The sequence below is a fragment of the Arthrobacter sp. efr-133-TYG-118 genome, from assembly GCF_030209755.1.
Taxonomy (GTDB): domain Bacteria; phylum Actinomycetota; class Actinomycetes; order Actinomycetales; family Micrococcaceae; genus Arthrobacter.
The window spans coordinates 1-16,901 of sequence record NZ_JARVRH010000004.1; the positions used below are offsets into that span (position 1 = coordinate 1).

The 16,901-nt window shown below is 64.3% G+C and carries 14 protein-coding genes; 5 read left to right on the forward strand and 9 right to left on the reverse strand.

The window, feature by feature from the left end; translation table 11 throughout:
- The first annotated feature begins 280 nt into the window (after positions 1–280).
- Positions 281–1,630, forward strand: a complete 1,350-nt coding sequence (locus QRN59_RS02595) for an LLM class flavin-dependent oxidoreductase (RefSeq protein ID WP_284980952.1) — start codon at positions 281–283, stop codon at positions 1,628–1,630.
- Between the two features lie 25 nt (positions 1,631–1,655).
- Here the strand turns inward: QRN59_RS02595 and QRN59_RS02600 are convergent, their stop codons facing one another.
- The 9 genes from QRN59_RS02600 to QRN59_RS02640 form a co-directional block, all read right to left on the reverse strand.
- Positions 1,656–2,861, reverse strand: a complete 1,206-nt coding sequence (locus QRN59_RS02600) for an AAA family ATPase (protein WP_284980954.1) — start codon at positions 2,859–2,861, stop codon at positions 1,656–1,658.
- A gap of 16 nt (positions 2,862–2,877) precedes the next feature.
- Positions 2,878–3,705, reverse strand: a complete 828-nt coding sequence (locus QRN59_RS02605; RefSeq protein ID WP_284980955.1) for an inositol monophosphatase family protein — start codon at positions 3,703–3,705, stop codon at positions 2,878–2,880.
- Positions 3,702–5,981, reverse strand: a complete 2,280-nt coding sequence (gene ligA, locus QRN59_RS02610) for an NAD-dependent DNA ligase LigA (RefSeq protein WP_350225213.1) — start codon at positions 5,979–5,981, stop codon at positions 3,702–3,704. The genes QRN59_RS02605 and ligA overlap by 4 nt, the downstream gene beginning before the upstream one ends.
- A 91-nt stretch (positions 5,982–6,072) precedes the next feature.
- Positions 6,073–6,690 (reverse strand): hypothetical protein, encoded by a 618-nt coding sequence (locus QRN59_RS02615; RefSeq protein WP_284980956.1) that lies wholly within the window; start codon positions 6,688–6,690, stop codon positions 6,073–6,075.
- Between the two features lie 143 nt (positions 6,691–6,833).
- A complete protein-coding gene (locus tag QRN59_RS02620; protein ID WP_502871013.1) occupies positions 6,834–7,592 on the reverse strand; it encodes a PP2C family protein-serine/threonine phosphatase in 759 nt (252 codons plus the stop codon).
- Between the two features lie 101 nt (positions 7,593–7,693).
- On the reverse strand, positions 7,694–8,857 hold the full coding sequence (locus QRN59_RS02625; RefSeq protein ID WP_284980957.1) for an adenylate/guanylate cyclase domain-containing protein: 1,164 nt from the start codon (positions 8,855–8,857) through the stop codon (positions 7,694–7,696).
- Positions 8,847–9,482: a PH domain-containing protein gene (locus QRN59_RS02630; protein WP_284980958.1), complete on the reverse strand. Its 636-nt coding sequence runs from the start codon at positions 9,480–9,482 to the stop codon at positions 8,847–8,849. The genes QRN59_RS02625 and QRN59_RS02630 overlap by 11 nt, the downstream gene beginning before the upstream one ends.
- Entirely contained in the window at positions 9,475–10,383 is a 909-nt protein-coding gene (locus tag QRN59_RS02635) for a biotin--[acetyl-CoA-carboxylase] ligase (RefSeq protein ID WP_284980959.1), read from the reverse strand. Before QRN59_RS02635 ends, QRN59_RS02630 begins: the two co-directional genes overlap by 8 nt.
- 47 nt (positions 10,384–10,430) lie before the next feature.
- The gene (locus QRN59_RS02640; protein ID WP_284980960.1) at positions 10,431–11,330 is read right to left on the reverse strand and encodes an SDR family oxidoreductase; all 900 of its coding nucleotides are present in this window, start codon (positions 11,328–11,330) and stop codon (positions 10,431–10,433) included.
- Positions 11,331–11,540: 210 nt separating this feature from the next.
- On the opposite strand from QRN59_RS02640, the gene QRN59_RS02645 reads away from it, so the two are divergent.
- The 4 genes from QRN59_RS02645 (at position 11,541) to QRN59_RS02660 (ending at position 16,845) form a co-directional block, all read left to right on the forward strand.
- Positions 11,541–13,124 carry an acyl-CoA carboxylase subunit beta gene (locus QRN59_RS02645; protein WP_284980961.1) on the forward strand — a complete coding sequence of 528 codons (1,584 nt, stop codon included), beginning with the start codon at positions 11,541–11,543 and terminating at the stop codon, positions 13,122–13,124.
- A complete protein-coding gene (locus tag QRN59_RS02650) occupies positions 13,121–13,375 on the forward strand; it encodes an acyl-CoA carboxylase epsilon subunit (protein WP_284980962.1) in 255 nt (84 codons plus the stop codon). The genes QRN59_RS02645 and QRN59_RS02650 overlap by 4 nt, the downstream gene beginning before the upstream one ends.
- 141 nt (positions 13,376–13,516) lie before the next feature.
- Complete coding sequence (locus QRN59_RS02655) at positions 13,517–15,202, forward strand: DUF885 domain-containing protein (protein ID WP_284980963.1); 1,686 nt, start codon at positions 13,517–13,519, stop codon at positions 15,200–15,202.
- Between the two features lie 230 nt (positions 15,203–15,432).
- Positions 15,433–16,845 (forward strand): dicarboxylate/amino acid:cation symporter, encoded by a 1,413-nt coding sequence (locus QRN59_RS02660; protein WP_284980964.1) that lies wholly within the window; start codon positions 15,433–15,435, stop codon positions 16,843–16,845.
- The last annotated feature ends 56 nt before the right edge of the window (positions 16,846–16,901 follow it).

Consider the following 16,901-nt stretch of genomic DNA (forward strand, 5'->3'; position numbering starts at 1 on the left):
ATTCTGGAAGAATCAGCAGCATAAGGACGTGTTGCAACGACCACTTGAATCCGCCCCCAACGCGCGCTCAGATATCAGTGAGAGGGCGTCGGCGGAACACCCCACATAAGTGAGCCAGCGTCGGCGGCGCCTCAAACATTGCTTTGCGTGGCGCCAGATTGAGTCGGGTTTCGGGCTGTGAAGCCCGGTTTCCTGCTGTTGCGGGAAGGTTTCGCGACGCTGGCGCAGGGCGGGTGTCGCGTGGTTGATTGGCGGCCAGGACACAACGAAAGGAACCCCCATGAGCCCGCAGCAACGCACACTCCACCTCAACGCCTTCCTCATGAGCACCGGCCACCACGAGGCTTCGTGGCGGCTGCCCGAAAGCAACCCGCGCGCCAGCACCGACATCCGGCACTACCAAAACCTCGCACAAATCGCCGAGCGCGGCACGTTCGACTCCATCTTCTTCGCCGACTCCCCCGTGATCTTCGGCGACGTCGGACGCCGTCCGGTAGGGAAGCTGGAACCGACGGTGCTGCTCACCGCGATTGCGGCCGCCACCGAAAAGATCGGCCTCATCGCGACGGCGTCCACCACGTACAACGATCCCTTCAACCTGGCCCGGCGCTTCGCTTCGGTGGACTTCGTCAGTGGCGGTAGGGCCGGCTGGAACGTGGTGACCACAGCGGGACCGGAAGCAGCGCGCAACTTCGGCATAGACGATCAGCCCGCCCATGCCACCCGCTATGAACGGGCGGCAGAGTTCCTGGAGGTGGCCGCCAAGCTCTGGGACAGTTGGGAGGACGACGCCGTGCTTGGGGACAAGGAGGCAGGCGTCTGGGCAGACTCCGCCAAGGTCCGGCCCATCAACCACTCGGGCAAGCACTTCCGCGTCCAAGGGCCGCTCAATGTGCCGCGCTCGCCCCAGGGCCATCCCCTGATCGTCCAGGCAGGTTCCTCCGAGAATGGCAAGGGCCTGGCCGCCGAGTACGCCGAGGCCGTGTTCACGGCCCAGCAAACGCTGGAAGATGCACAGGCGTTCTACGGAGACCTGAAGACTCGGGCAGTCGCGCTTGGCCGGGCGGCTGAGAGCATCAAGATCCTGCCGGGAATTGTCCCGGTGATCGGTTCCACGCAAGCCGAAGCGCTGCGCCTGGAACGTGAACTGGATGAGCTGATCCGCCCCGAATACGCGAGGGCCGAGCTGGCCAAGACGCTCCGCGTGAAGCCTGAAGACCTGCCCCTGGACCGTCAGCTTCCCGCGGATCTCCCAGACGAGGACTCCATCGAAGGAGCGAAGAGCCGCTATACCCTCATTGTGGAGCTGGCCCGCCGCGAGAAACTCACGGTCCGCCAGCTGATCGGCAGGCTGGGAGGCGGCCGCGGCCACCTGACCTTCGCGGGAACCCCGGAGCAAGTTGCCGACGCGATCCAGCTGTGGTTCGAAAACGGCGCCGCCGACGGCTTCAACATCATGCCCGCAGTGTTGCCCTCAGGACTTGAGACCTTCGTTGACCACGTGGTCCCGGTGCTGCGCCAACGAGGTCTGTTCCGCACTGAATACACCGGCAGAACGCTGCGGGAACACTACGGCTTGGAACGCCCCGCGAACCGCTACGCGGAGGTGGGGTCTCGCGCCGGAGCCTGACAGATCAGGATGTTCGGTGCACGAATCACCGGCGGGGCCAGTTCCAGGGCGGTCCTTCCAGCGCACCAAGGCCCTTGATCCTTGTCTCCCCCAGGTCCTTGTACAGCTCATGCTGATGAACGCGTCTGCTCTCCCGCAAGGCAGCGATCAGGGGCGCAGAGTGCGAGACCACAATCAGCTGGCTGCGCTCACCGGCTTGAACGATGAGCTGGGCCAGCGCCGGCATCAGATCCACATGCAGACTGGTTTCCGGCTCGTTCAGCACCATGAGCTCCGGCGGCCTCGGCGTCAGGAGTGCCGCAACCAACATGAGGTAGCGGAGTGTGCCATCGGACAGTTCGGCGGCCGCCATGGCCCGAAGCATGCCCGGCTGTTGGAGTTCGACGCTGAAGCGACCATCGACGACGGCGATGCGCAGCCTACTGCCTGGGAACGCGCTGCCGATCGCGGCGTCGAGCAAACCGTCCTCGCCGGTTTCGCGCAGTGTCTGCAAGGCTGCCGCAAGATCACCTCCAGAATGGTGGAGGACGGGAGTCCTGGTGCCGATCTGCGCCTGACGGGCTGGAGCTTCATGGTCGGTGCGGAAGTGGTCATAGAAGCGCCAAGACCGCACCATGTCCCGGACCCTGAGTACCTCCGGGGCCCTGTCATGGTCAGAGACTTCTGTGAGCATGCTTTCGTAAGCGTGCAGGCGACGGGACAGTTCCACCCATTCGCCGTTCTCGCCTCTCAGCCGGGCAACGGCCCCTTTGCGGTCCACGAGCACCGACCCGGGCCTGGCTACCGGGCCGGAAAATACCTGCTCTCGCTTGATCTCCGGATCCCTGTTGAACGCAGACGGGACGGTCCTGCCTATGGCGTCGTCAAAAGCGCCACCGGAAACGGGCAGTCCCAGGTCAATCAGATAGCCGAAATCATCTCCGGAGAAACCCAGTTTCAGGTTGACGGATTCCTTCCGGACTGTTCCCTGCACCGGCGCTTCACCCCGCCGCATGGCATCGCTGATGGTTTCCGGTCCGGCCCATAGCGTTGAGCTGAGTCCTCCATCGCGGGCCAAGGAACCCACCACGTTCGCGGAATCGCTCCCGGCACACTCCGACAAGAGCCGCAAAGCACGGTAAAGCGAGGATTTGCCGCTGCCATTGGAGCCGGTGACCAAGTCCAGGCCATGCAGCTCCATGGTCAGGTCCCGGAGGGAACGGTAGTTCGAAATCGCCAGCGTCCGTATCATCGAAGACTCCGCGATCCTAGAGCGGGAACTTGCCCGAGAGCTCAAGGGTTCCCGCGCAGGTCCACGCTTCCAAACGGTCCGCGTCTGTGGGGCCGCCGTCCAACGGGCTCGCCAGCCGTGGGCGGCGGACCCAGCAGCCGGCTTCCTCGGCGATCAACGCGCCCGCCGCGTAGTCGTGTTCGTTGAGCCCGCGCTCTCCGAACGCGTCGTGGGTTCCATCGGCCACGAGGCAGAGATCCAATGCGGCGGAGCCGAGGCGGCGAAGATCGGCGAAGCCTTCCATGAGGTTCCCGAGCCCAGCGAACTGCTCTGCCCGCGTCGCGGGATCGTAGCTGAACCCCGAGGCCACAATCAGTCCCTTACGGCCGAGGAGCGGTCCACTCAACTGGGTGCGCTGCCCATTCTCTTCAAGCCACGCTCCGTGGCCCCGTGCCGCCGAGTAGATTCGTCCCAGCGCAGGGGCGTTGACGACGCCGGCCAGCCAGACGCCGTCGGCATCAGCAACGGCCACAGACGTGGCGTAGTAGACGATGTTCCGGATGAAGTTGGTGGTGCCGTCCAGCGGATCGATGGACCATCGGTAGCCACTGGGCTCCTCGGGCCGCGTGGTGCCGTGCTCTTCGCCCGTGATGGTGTCGTGCGGGCGGGCCGCGGTAATTGCGCCCCGCACAGCGTTCTCCGCCGCGACGTCGAAGGCCGTCACCCAGTCGCCGGCGTCACCTTTGTTCACGACGCCGAGGCTCCCCGCCGAGTTGGGGCCCGCAGGCCTGGCCGCGAGCACCTCAGCTCCTGCCGCGGCAGCTGCGTGGGCGACGGCGAGAAGCTCCAAGACATCGGCCGTCATTCGGCGGCATCCATGTCCGACGCGGCTTCCATTTCCGCCACAGCGATGGCTGCGTCTTCATCGTCCAGCGCCGTGCCGCCGGCAGGTTCCAGGACGCCGTCGAGCAATGCCTTGAAGCCATCCTCGTCCAACACCCGGATGCCGAGCTGCTCAGCCTTGTCCAGCTTGGAGCCTGCGTTCTCACCGGCCACGACGTAGCTGGTGTTCTTGGAGACCGAGCCGGCTGCCTTGCCGCCCCTGATGATGATGGCTTCCTTGGCTTCGTCCCGGCTCAGCGTGGGTAGGGACCCCGTCACCACAATAGTGAGGCCTTCCAGGTTCCGCTGGAGGCCGGCGTCGCGTTCGTCGACCATGCGCACTCCGGCAGCTGCCCAGCTATCAACGATTTCCTGGTGCCAGTCAACGGCAAACCATTCCTTGAGTGCCGCGGCAATGGTCGGTCCCACCCCGTCAACGTTGGCCAGCTCCTCCTCGGAGGCGGCCCGGATGGCTTCCATGCTCCCAAGGGCCGTGGCCAGGGCCCGGGACGCCGTGGGGCCGACGTGCCGGATGGACAGGGCAACGAGGACGCGCCAGAGGGGTTGTGTCTTGGCTTTCTCGAGTTCCTTGAACAGCTTGTCCGTGGTGGCTGTGGGTTTTGAAGGGGCCTTGGCGGTGGCCTTGGAATAGAAGTAGGGCACGAGTTCGAACGTTCCCGTCCCCACGCCTTTGGAGCGCTTCTCGCGCCGGATGCGGACCTCGGCGAGATCCTCCGGTGTGAGGCTGAACAAGGCCGCTTCACTGCTCAGGGGCGGCGTTTCCGGTTCGGCAGGCTGGGTGAGGGCGATGGCTGCTTCCCACCCCAAAGCTTCAATGTCGAAGGCGCCCCTGCTCGCGACGTGGAAGACACGCTCGCGCAGCTGGGACGGGCACGACTTCGCGTTGGGGCAGCGGATATCGACGTCGCCTTCTTTCGCCGGAGCCAGGGGCGTGTGGCAGGACGGGCATTCCGTGGGCATCACGAACTCACGCACGGGAGGATCCTGTTGATCACGCAGCGCCAATACCGGCCCGACGATCTCTGGAATGACATCGCCGGCCTTCCGCAGCACCACGATGTCGCCGATCATGACGCCCTTGGCCTTGACCACATCCTGGTTGTGCAGGGTGGCCATCTCCACGGTGGATCCAGCCACCTTGACCGGTTCCATCACGCCGTACGGGGTGACGCGGCCGGTGCGGCCAACGTTGACCTGGATGTCCAGCAGCTTGGTGTGGACTTCCTCCGGCGGGTACTTGTAGGCAACGGCCCAACGAGGAACCCGCGAGGTGTAACCGAGGGCGCGCTGCGTGGCGAAATCGTCGATTTTGACCACGATGCCGTCGATCTCGTGCAGGAGGTCGTGCCGGTGCTCACCGAAGTGCTTGATGAAGTCCAGGACCTCCTCGAAGGAGTCCAGGACCTTCAGGTAAGGGCTGACCGGCAAGCCCCACTCCTCGAGCAGCTTGTAGGTTTCCGACTGGCTGATGGAGTCAAGGCCTTCGCGCGCACCGATGCCATGGACGAACATCCGCAACGGGCGTTTGGCCGTTTCCGCAGGGTCCTTCTGACGCAGGGAGCCGGCCGCGGCGTTGCGGGGGTTGGCCAACGGCGCCTTGCCGGCCTCGATCAGCGCTTCGTTGAATTCAGCGAAAGCCTTGGACGGAATGAAGACTTCGCCCCGGATTTCCACCTCGGAGGGAAATCCGCTGCCGCTGAGCTGGCGCGGGATCTCATTGATGGTGAGCACGTTGTGGGTGATGTCCTCGCCCGTGGTGCCATCTCCGCGCGTGGCGGCACGGACGAGCTTGCCGTCGCGATAGAGCAGGTTCACCGCCAGGCCGTCGATCTTCAGCTCCGTCAGCCATGCAATGCGGGAAGCCGCCGTGCCCAGTTTTTCGACCGAAGCCTCGGCCTTGCGGACCCACGCTTCCAACTCGTCCAGCGAGAAGACATCTTCCAGGCTGTACATCCTCTGAAGGTGCTCGACGGCGGCGAAAGCAGCCGACACCTCGCCGCCCACTTCCTGAGTGGGCGAGTCGTTGGACACCAGCTCGGGATGCAGGGCCTCGAGCTCCTCAAGGCGGCGGTAGAGGGAGTCGAACTCGGCGTCCGAAACCGTCGGCGCATCCTCCTGGTAGTACGCGTAGCGGTACTTGCGGACGAGGTCTGCGAGGTTTTCGTACTCTTCCCGTACGGCTTCCGTTGGAACTGCGGTTTCGCTCTCTGCTGTGCTCACGTACCTATCTTGCCGCAAAGCCGCGACAAAATAGGCCCCCCGGACGGGAAGCAGGGACGGGAAGCAGGGACGGGAAGCAGGGACGGGAAGCAGGGACGACAAGCAGGAATCAGTGCGTAAAGCGGTGGCGGCTCCACAAAGCGAAGGCAATGCCGCCGGCCGCCACCAAAAGCACGCCGCCCATGATGGCGATCACGGCGAACATGTCCGAACCCGGCCCTTTGGCATCGCTCACCGACGCAGCCTGGGTGGCCTTGAGCCCGTCTTGGATGGGGGTATTCCAATTGGACGACGCCGACGGCGAGGCGCTGCTCGTCGTCGGACTGTCCGACGGGGTCGCAGGGCTGGAGGCCACAGGAGCCTCCGACGGCGCCACGCTGGGCTCCGGTTCCACCGTCACCGGTGTCATGGGGGCCTGTGCGGGCGCGGCAGGCGCGGGTGCCACCGGGGCGGGTTGAACCGGCACGACGACGGGTGGCTTGGAGGGCGCGGGATCCACGACTTTCGGCTGGGTCGGCGTGGGCTCGGTTGGTGCCGGGTCCGGGGCCGGGGACGTGGGCAAAACTTGTCCCTGGCCGGGAGCCACGACGCTCTCGGCGTGGGCCGAAAGCAACGGGAAAGCGCAGATCACCACGGCCATGGCAATGCCCGCGAGGGCAACGGAGAACGGGCGTCGCACGGCGGCACGGGTCGCGCCGCCAGAGCGCGCGGAGGAGCGTTGGGTCATGTTTACCTCTGCAGGACGGCACGGGCCGCCCGGAGTTGGGGTGGTATTGACCGGAATCTTCCTACAAAGTCCGGGCGTGTCGCAAATCCCGTTCTCCAAAGACGCCATCGGCAGGAGCGTGTGCCGGCCCATTCGGCGTCGTTTTACCCGATCCTGGCATCCACCACAATCGCGGTGACATTGTCCCGTCCGCCGCTCAGCAACGCCTCCTGGATGAGGGCATCCACGGCGTCCTGGGGCTTCTCCACCGTGCTCAGGATCCGGAACATGTGCTCGTCGCTCAGCTCCCCGGTGAGTCCGTCCGAGCAGATCAGCATCCGGTCCCCGTCCCGGATGGGGAGCAACCAGAAGTCCGCTTCGTTTTCGCCGCCGGTTCCAAGGGCGCGGGTCACCACATTGCGGCGCGGATGCACCATGGCCTCTTCACGCGTGATGTTTCCGGACTCCACGAGTTCCTGGACTTCCGAGTGGTCCACGCTGATCTGCCTGAAATCGCCCCCGCTCAAGCGATACGTCCGCGAATCGCCGATGTTCATGACCAGCCAATACGGGACGCCCATATGCTCAGCGACGACGACGCCGGTGAGTGTGGTTCCCGCGCGGCCACCCGTGGCATTCCGGATCTGGAAGTCGGCCGCAAGGATGCACTCTTGCATGGCAACGGCGGTCGCCGAGCGAACTCGCGACGCCAATTGCGGCATGCTGCCGAGAGTCCGTACGCACAATGCGCTGGCAATCTCGCCTGCTTCATGCCCACCCATGCCGTCAGCCACCGCGAAGACCGGATCCTCCGCAATGAGCGAATCTTCGTTGAGTTCCCGGCTGAGTCCGCGGTCCGTCCCGTAGCCATAGCTCAACGTGAATCCCGGCTCAGGGGCGGTCGCTGCGGAGGGTGAATTCATTCTTGTCCTCGGTGGAAGGCACGGTTGCCAGGTGGACTCTAGGGCTGCGGAGACGACTATGCCACGATCCGAAAGCCAACTCCAAGGACCGTGTCCCGGGATCAGTCGAGAACCAGGCCCCTGCCAAGGCCACGGGCAAGCCGCACGGGAAGGATTTCCCCGAAACCACGAACGTTCTCGGCCGTCTGCGGAACCAGGACGAAGCGTTCGTCCTGGCCCAGCGCTGCCGCCGTCATCTCGTCCACGAGGACCGTACCGGGTTCAGCCAAGGCCGTGAGACGGGCCGCCAGGTTGACGGTGGGGCCGTAAATATCGCCGAGGCGGGAAAGGATGCGTCCCCAGACCATAGCCACGCGGGCTTCCGGCAAGATTTCGTCTTCCGTGAAGGCCTGGGCGAGTGCCAAGGAGATCTCAGCGCCGGCGGCCGGCGTCTCGGCGATGTAGAGGACTTCGTCGCCGACGGTCTTGACGAGGCGTCCGCCGCCGATGGAGATGATCTCCGCGCACTTGTTCTCGAAGCGCTGGACCAACTGGGCCAGGGTTTTCTCGTTCATGCGGCGCGACAGGCTCGTGTAGGAGACGAGGTCGGCAAAGCCCACGGCGCGTGCCAAGGGCAGGGGGGCATCGTCTTCGTCGCCTTCGCGGCCGGCCTCGCTGGCCTGCAAACCGGCTTCGGCACGGACGGCCAGGCGCTGCACCCCGGCGTTCATCTGGCGGCGCCACGAGTACAGCAGGATCTCTTCCATGGCATCCACGAGGTTGGGCAGTTCGTTGACCAACTGTTTGCGGGCAACCGCGTCGGGAATGCCTTGCTGCACCACCATGTCTTCAATGAGTGCCTCGACTTGCCACACCACCATGCGGTCGGTCATCTGCCCGATGGCGCGCGTCACGGAAATGGCAGCTTCCTCGGTGAGCTTCCCTGCGCGGACAAGGTCAAGGATGGTGGAAAGCGCGGCGAGGTCGCGCTCTGTGAACGCCACGTCCTGGTCGCCGAAGTTGGGGAAACCCAGCGCTCGCCATAGCTTGCGCGCCGACAACAGCGAGACGCCTGCGCCCGCCGCCACTTCGCGTCGCCGGAGTTTGCGTTCGCCGCCCAGGAGCCTCGTTTCCAGGGCCTTGATGGCAAGCCGTTCTGCCGACAGGGCGCCGGTTGGCGGGGACAGGACGGGGAGGACCCCCGTTGGTGCCTGGTCCACGGAAGGTTCGGGCACGGCGTCGGGCTCGTGGTCCATGTACTCAGGCTCCTGCTCGTCAACGCTCATCTCTTCCACCTTCTCTCATATCCCAGGGCAACGCGGCATCCGGGTAGTCAGCTGGTCCGGCAAAACTGTCAAAATCGCCCGCCTCCGGCACGGCGCCGGGGCCGAACCTGACATTCGTCGGAAGCTCGGCCATGGCATCCAGGATGAAACTTCGAAACTTGCCGACCTCCGGAACGTCCGCGAGGACGGTCTCGCCGGGGTGCCCGGTATCCAAGGATATATTCCCGGAGCGCAATATCCGTTGGAGGAGCGATTGTTTGATCCCCACGCTGCGCACCGCAGCCAGCGGCACCTGCCAGTCGCCCCGGCGAAGCATTCCGAAACGGGCAACTATCCGGCCGCTTGTCAGGATGTACCGTACGCCACGCCAGCGGATGAATCGCGGGAGGCTGTAGCCGAGCAGCACGACCGCCACGATGGCCAGGCAAGCGGTGACCAACCATTGGGTCCAGTCACTGGTGATGACCGGAAGCAACTTGCCCGGTCCGCCCTTGACTATCCATGCACAGGCGAACGCGGCCGCAGCGGGGACCAGGATGAATGCCAGGACGGGACCAAAGAGCATCCTGGGCTGCTGCCGCGTGATCACGATGACTTGCTCCCCACGCAGGAGCTCTTTACGCATAACCGCTTTCGGTAGCCCTCAGGTGGACGACGTCGCCGGCGGTCACGACGTGCTCGCGGCCACCATGGTCCACGACCAAAAGGGAACCGTATTCATCCAACCTGGACGCATGCCCCACCAATTCGTGGTCGCCGGGCAAATGCGCCTTCACTTCGCGTCCCAGGGTGACCATGACGGCTTCCACCCGCTTGTGCAGCGAGGAGCCGCCGGCCAATCCCGCTGTAGGGTCGCCGTCGGCATTGCAGAAACTGCGGTAGAGCGCCGCGAAGCGGGACAAATAGTTGCGCAGAAGCAAAGTGCGGTCCGTGGTGGTGGCGCCTTCAAGCAGGAGGGAGGTCGCCGTGGGGACAGGCAGTTCATCCTCGCTGAGCGTCACGTTGAGGCCGGTGCCCAGGATCACTGCCGGAACCGATCCGTCGCCCATGGGCCCCATCTGGGCCAGGATGCCGGCGATCTTCCTGCCTCGGACGAGGACATCGTTGGGCCACTTGATGTCGGCGGGAAGGCCGGCGGTTTCCAAGAGGGTCTCGCGCAAGGCCAGCGCGCCGAGGAGGGACAGCCAGGAGTAGCTCTGGGTCGGGACGGGCAGGCCCTGGGAATTGACGGGACGCAGGACGATCGAAACGGAAATCGCCGAACGCGCGGGAGATTCCCAGTGACGGTCGAGCCGGCCCCGCGCCGCCGTCTGGTGCTCGGCGGTGAGGACTGCGAGGTCGGACCATTCCTTGGGCTCCGTGGTGACGGCGCGCAGCAGATCAGCGTTCGTGGAGCCGGTGGTCTCCACGATCTTCAATTGCGAAATACCGGCGGCCGCGAGGAAGTCGGGATGAAGCAAGGCATCACGGTCCAGGCCCAAGCGCGGGGCACGTGGTTCGCTGCTGGCAGGCTGTTCGACATCCATAGACAGAATCCTATCCAGCCAGGCTGGTCCCGGAAGAAGTTGTCCGCTTAGAGGAAGATATCCGGCACAAGCTTCTCCTCGGGGGCACCCAGACTGTAGGGCCTGAAGTCCGAAACACCCGCAGCCTTCAACACCTGCTCGTCCGTGTAGAAGTTGCCTGTATTACTTGCCGAACCGCCTGAGTCTGCGGTCAGGTTTGACCCGGTCAGGACAGCGTGGGCGGCGTCGGCCATGATTTCCGAGCCCCTGGCGGCTTGGACGATCTGTGCCCCTCCGGGCATATTTCGGATGGCAGCAGTGTCGATCAGAGTGCAGGGCCACAGCGAGTTGACCGACACGCCGTCGTTCCTGAGTTCTTCGGCCAGGCCCAGCGTGGTGAGGCTCATGCCGTACTTGGCCATGGTGTAGGCCAAGTGCATGCCGGCCCACTTCGGGTCAAGGTTCAACGGCGGGGAAAGAGTCAGGATGTGCGCGTTGCGCGATTTCCGCAGGGCCGGAAGCGCGAGCTTGGACAGCAGGAAGGTGCCCCGGACATTGATGTCCTGCATGAGGTCATAGCGTTTCATGTCAATTGCGTCAGTGCGGGAGAGATCTATCGCCGAGGCGTTGTTGATAACGACGTCGATTCCGCCAAAGCGTTCGACGGCGGCGGCAACCGCTGCGGCAACGTCGCCGTCGTTGCGGACATCTCCCACGAGCGGTAGCGCCTGGCCGCCGGCTGCTTCCAGTTGCTCGGCGGCTGTGAAGACCGTTCCTTCCAGCTTGGGGTGGGGTTCTCCGGTCTTGGCCATGATGACGATGTTGGCGCCGTCGCGGGCCGCGCGGGTGGCGATTGCCAGCCCGATGCCGCGGCTGCCGCCGGACATGAGGATGGTGCGGCCCTTCAGTGATCCACGTGCAAGGTAGGGAAGGGCAGGGCTTGCAGAAGCATCGTTGCTTGAGGTCATGAGGACACTGTAGCCCAACTATGTTACTGGCGAGTAACATTGTTCAATGCTCGACTTGAAGTCGGAAAATTGTAGGGTTTCTACAGCGGTCTGTGGCTTTTGCGTCATTAGACTAGCCAACAGGGCCCGCACTTTGTACGGATGCTACTTAAGAGCGCATGCCTGACGAAGCAGTGCCAGCGTAAATCAGCTACAGAGCCGGAGACATTGATGAGCCACGATCTGACAACGACAGCGGGAAAGATTGCCGACTTCCGCGACCGCCAGGCCCGTGCAGAACAACCTTCCGGCCCCGAAGCTATCGAAAAGCAGCATGCCCGCGGCAAGAACACCGCCCGCGAACGCATCGACATGCTCCTCGACGAAGACTCCTTCGTAGAGTTCGACGCCTTGGCCGTCCACCGCTCCACCGCGTTCGGCATGGAGAAGAAGAAGCCCCTCGGCGACGGCGTCGTCTCGGGCTACGGCACCGTCGACGGCCGCCTCGTGGCCGTCTACAGCCAGGAATTCAGCGTCTACGGCGGCTCCCTGAGCCAGGTCAACGGCGAGAAGATCGTCAAGGTCCAGGAATTCGCCCTCCGCAACGGCTGCCCGATGGTGGGCATCAACGACGGCGGCGGCGCGCGCATCCAGGAAGGCGTAGCCTCGCTGGCGATGTTCGCCGACATCTTCCGCAACAACGTCCATTCTTCCGGCGTCGTCCCCCAGATTTCCCTCATCATGGGCCCGTGCGCCGGCGGCGCCGCCTACTCCCCTGCCCTCACCGACTACGTGGTGATGGTGGACAAGACCTCCCACATGTTCATCACCGGCCCTGACGTCATCAAGACCGTCACCGGCGAAGACGTGGACATGGAAACCCTCGGCGGCGCGCGCCAGCACAACGCCACCACCGGCACTGCAACGTACCTCGCCAGCGACGAAGCCGACGCGATCGAGTTCGTCCGCGAACTCCTGGACTTCCTGCCGTCCAACAACCTGTCCGAGGCTCCCGTCCTGGAGCACGAGCAAGAACTGGAGCTCGACGACGACGACCTCGCCCTGGACACGCTCATCCCGGACTCGGCCAACCAGCCCTACGACATGCGCAAGGTCATCGAGCAGATCGTCGACGATGCCCATTTCCTCGAAATGCAGTCCCTCTACGCCCCCAACGTGATCATCGGCTACGGCCGGGTTGAAGGCCACACCGTCGGTATCGTGGCCAACCAGCCCATGCAGTTCGCCGGCACCCTGGATATTTCCGCTTCGGAAAAGGCAGCCCGCTTTGTCCGCCACTGCGATGCCTTCAACGTTCCCATCATCACCTTGGTGGACGTCCCCGGCTTCCTGCCCGGCAAGGACCAGGAATTCCAGGGCATCATCCGCCGCGGAGCCAAGCTGCTTTACGCCTACGCCGAGGCCACCGTGCCCAAGCTGACGGTCATCACCCGCAAGGCCTACGGCGGAGCGTACATCGTGATGGGTTCCAAGAAGCTTGGGGCTGACCTCAACCTGGCCTGGCCGACGGCCCAGATCGGCGTCATGGGCGCCCAAGGTGCCGTCAATATCCTGTACCGCCGCGACCTTGCCGCCGTCGCCGAGGCCGGTGGCGACGTCGAAGGCAAGCGTGCCGAGATCATCCGCCAGTACGAGGAAGAACTCCTCAACCCCTACCAGGCAGCCGAGCTTGGCTACGTCGACGCCGTCATCGTGCCGTCGGAGACCCGCATCCAGATCATCAAGGGCCTCCGCGCCCTTCGTGACAAGCGCGCCAGCCTGCCCACCAAGAAGCACGGAAACATCCCCCTGTGAGCCTCGAACAGAACGTTCCGGACTTCTTTGCTGAATCCGCTGACGCGGCGCCGGCCGAGCCCTTGCTTTCGGTCGTCAAGGGAGATCCGACGCCGGAAGAGCTCGCGGCGCTTGCCGCCGTCGTCGCTTCCCTTGGATCGACGGAGGAAGCCGAAACTCCCAAACCGAGCACGCGGCACTGGCTGCGCCGACAGCAACTGCGCATGGACCCCACGCCGGGGCCAGGCGCCTGGAAGCGCAGCCGGGGCTGAGTTCCATGGTGACCCAACTAGCTCGCATTTAATGTCGTTTTGAAGGCTCAAAGCGACATTAAATGCCAGTCAGTTGGGTTGGCCTCCGAGATATCTGCAACAACCCTTTCACAAGAGTCTTGTCGCGGTTAGGCTCGTGGGGTGACTACTCCTAACACAGCTCCGGCACGCCTCCAGACTGCCATCGATGCGGTCGCCGACGCCTACACGGACACCCTCCTTGCCCTCAACCCGAGCCTTGCCACCACCCTCGGCCTGCCCGGACACGAAACCGAGTACCAGGACTTCTCGCCTGCCGGCGCGGCGGCATTCGCCAAGGCAGCGCGCCGCACCCTCGACGAGTTGGCCACCCTCGAACCGACGGACGCCTCCGACGTCGTCACCCTTGACGCGATGCGGGAACGGCTCGGCCTCGCCCTCGAGATCCACGAGTCCGGCTGGGGCGCCGCCGACCTGAACAACATCGAGTCTCCGGCCCAAACCATCCGTGCGATCTTCGACCTCATGCCCACCGACACGGCCGAACAGTGGGAGCACATCGCCGGCCGCGCGGCCAACATCGCTGAAGCGATCGACGGGTACATCGCTTCCCTTCGTTCGGCCAGGGACGCAGGGAAAGTCTCCGCGGTCCGCCAAGTCAAGATCGTCATCGAACAGACCAGCAAATACGCGGCCGAGGACGGCTTTTTCGCCAAGCTCGCCGCCGAAGCCTCGATCGACGGCCAGCCGCTGCCGGCGGAACTGCAGGAAAAGCTCGACGCCGGTACCGCCGTCGCGCGTTCCGCTTACTTGCGTCTTGCCGCCTTCCTCGAAGCGGAGCTCCTGCCCTTTGCTCCGGAAAAAGACGCCGTGGGCCGCGAGCGCTACGCATTGGCCTCACGTTTGTTCCTCGGAGCAACCGTGGACCTGGAGGAAACGTACGCCTGGGGCGTGCAGGAACTCGACAGGCTCATCGCCGAACAGGAACGCGTGGCCGAGCAAATCAAGCCCGGCGCGTCCATCGAGGAGGCCAAAGCCATTCTCGACAACGATCCCGAACGGCAAATCAAGGGCACCGATGCCCTCAAAGCCTGGATGCAGGAACTCTCAGACCGCGCAGTAGCCGAACTGGCCGACGTCCATTTCGACATCCCGGACATCATGAAGACGCTCGAATGCCGTATCGCGCCCACGGACGAAGGCGGCATCTATTACACGGGGCCTTCTGACGACTTCTCCCGGCCCGGCCGCATGTGGTGGTCCGTTCCGGCCGGCGAAGACACCTTCACCACCTGGGCCGAAACCACTACGGTTTTCCACGAAGGCGTCCCCGGCCACCACCTCCAGGTGGCCACCGCCGTCTACCGCCGCGAGCTCCTCAACAACTGGCGACGGAACGTCTGCTGGGTCTCCGGACACGGCGAAGGCTGGGCCCTCTATGCCGAAAAGCTCATGCTGGAGCTCGGCTACCTCAAGGACCCGGGCGACCACATGGGCATGCTGGACATGCAGCGCATGCGTGCCGCCCGCGTGGTGTTCGATATCGGCGTCCACCTCGAGCTGGAAGTTCCGGAACGTTGGGGCAGCGGCACCTGGACCTCGGACAAGGGCTTCGAATTCCTCAAGGCCAACCTGCCCATCAGCGCGGGTCAGCTCCAGTTCGAATTCACCCGGTACCTCGGCTGGCCCGGCCAGGCCCCGTCGTACAAGGTGGGGCAGCGGCTATGGGAGGAAATCCGGGCTGAACTAGAACGCCGCGACGGGTTCGACCTGAAGTCCTTCCACACGGATGCGTTGAACATCGGCTCAGTCGGCCTGGATACGCTTCGCCGGGCGCTGCTGGGGTGACCCAACTGACTCGCATTTGTTGTCGTTTTGGAGGCTCAGAACGACAACAAATGCGAGTCAGATGGGCTGAGACGTACGAGATCTTTCCCACATTCCGTCCGGGAATAACTTCATAAATGGGTGGTTTCGCGGCGAATTCTTTGGGCTATTTGGCAGTTGCTCGAATTTGAGACCGTAACATTTCTCAACGTCGGGTCGCGGTGGTATGTGCCGGGGCCTAGTTTGTTCCGGTGAGCAATTCATCCAACACTTTGACTTCCGCCGGAAAGACTTCGTCCCGGCTTCCCAAGTGGGCAACGTCCTTCGGCGTCCAGATCATCGCGGCCTTGGTGATCGGCCTGGCCCTCGGCCTCCTGGCCAAAGCCACCGGTAGCACCACGAAGGCTCCCAACGGGCTCGGCGCCACGCTGCAGACCATCGGCTCGAGCTACGTCTCGCTGCTGCAGACCGCCGTCGTGCCCTTGATCTTCACCGCAGTGGTGAGTTCGATCGCGAACCTCCGCCAAGTGTCCAATGCGGCGAAACTGGCGTGGAACACCTTGCTCTGGTTCGCCATCACCTCGCTCATCGCAGTGATGATCGGCATCGGACTGGGCGTGATCTTGCAGCCGGGTTCAGGCACCGGCATCACCAAGAAGGCCGAGTACGCAGGCAAGACCGGCGACTGGTGGGCATTCCTTACCGGCCTCTTCCCCAAGAACTTCCTCGGCATTGGCGCGAGCACGAGCGTCACGGACGGCGTCGCCAGCACGTCGATCAGCTTCAACGTGCTGCAGATCCTGGTGATCGCCATCGCCATCGGCGTCGCCGCCCTCAAGGTCGGCAAGCAGGCCGAACCGTTCCTCAACCTCAATGCTTCCGCCCTGGCCGTCATCCAGAAGGTCCTCTGGTGGATCATCCGCATCGCCCCGCTGGGCACCATCGGCCTGATCGGCAACGCAGTGGCCGTCTACGGTTGGGACACCATCGGTTCGCTCGGCAAGTTCACCGTGGCCATCTACGCGGGCCTCGCCCTGGTGCTCTTCGTTGTCTACCCCATCCTGGTCAAGACCCATGGGCTGTCCGTCAAGCAGTACTTCTCGGGCGTGTGGCCCGCCGTGCAGCTGGCATTTGTCTCCCGGTCCTCGATCGGCACGCTGCCGCTCACGCAGCGCGTCACCGAACGCAACCTCGGCGTTCCGCAGGGTTACGCATCCTTCGCCGTGCCGCTCGGCGCGACCACCAAGATGGACGGTTGCGCCGCCATCTACCCGGCCGTCGCTGCGATCTTTGTTGCCCAGTTCTTCGGCATCAACCTGGACTTCAGCCAATACTTGCTGATCGTAGTGGTTTCGGTCCTTGGTTCGGCGGCAACGGCAGGCACCACGGGCGCCGTGGTCATGCTCACGCTGACCTTGTCCACCCTGGGACTGCCGCTTGCCGGCGTCGGGCTCCTCCTCGCGATCGACCCCATCCTGGACATGGGCCGCACGGCCGTCAACGTGGCCGGACAGGCGTTGGTTCCGGCCATCGTGGCCAAACGGCAGGGAATCCTGGACGAATCGCTCTACAACGCTCCACGCACGGGAACGGCGTTCGCGGCCCAGACTGAGTCTCCGGAGGCGTCCGGGGAAACTCGCGAGCTCGCTGACGCCAACGCCTAGCGACGGCCCAATGGCGCACGGACGAATCTCCGGGGAATACCCTGGGGATTCGTCCT